Annotated in this window: 1 protein-coding gene; it reads left to right on the top strand. The window is 70.2% G+C overall.

All coding sequences use genetic code 11. The features are described 5' to 3' along the window. A partial coding sequence (locus ACFOYY_RS25000; protein ID WP_386192525.1) for an AMP-binding protein occupies positions 1-715 on the top strand: 715 nt, incomplete at both ends.

Raw genomic sequence — 715 nt, 5'->3', positions numbered from 1 at the left:
GGTGCACACCGGAACCAACCGCGACCCCCTGACCGTCGCCGAAACCGTCCACACCCACCAGGTCACCCACCTGTTCCTGCCCACGACCGCGTTCAACACGATCGTCTCCACCAGCCCCCACCTCCTGGCCAACGTGCAGCAACTGCTGTTCGGCGGCGAGGCCGCCACCGTCCGCCACGTGCGCACCGCCCTGACCGAACTGCCCGCCACCCGGCTGGCGAACTGCTACGGCCCCAGCGAGTGCACCGTCTTCGCCACCGCCCACCTGATCACCCCCGCCGACCTCGACCGGCCCACCATCCCGATCGGCACCCCCATCGGCGACCGCACCGTCCACCTCATCGACCCCGACACCGGACAGGCCATCACCGAACCCGGCCAGACCGGGGAGATCTGCATCAGCGGCCCCAGCCTCGCCCACGGCTACCTCAACCGGCCCGCCCTGACCGCCACCCACTTCCGCCCCAACCCCGGCCTCACCCCCAACCCGGAACAAGAACAAGGACAGGGACAAGGGCAGGGACAGGGGCAGGGGCAGGGGCAGGGGCAGGGACAAGGGCCACGGCCAGGCGACACCACACCTTCAAGCGACACCACGGCCTCGGACGGCATCACGGCCTCAATCCAGGGCGGGCGGCTCTATCACACCGGGGACCTGGCCACCTACACCCACGACGGCCTCCTGCTCTTCCAACGCCGCACCGACACCCAACAC

This window comes from Streptosporangium jomthongense (genome assembly GCF_042650425.1).
Taxonomy (GTDB): Bacteria; Actinomycetota; Actinomycetes; order Streptosporangiales; family Streptosporangiaceae; genus Streptosporangium.
This window is presented reverse-complemented; position numbering and strand designations above follow the sequence as displayed.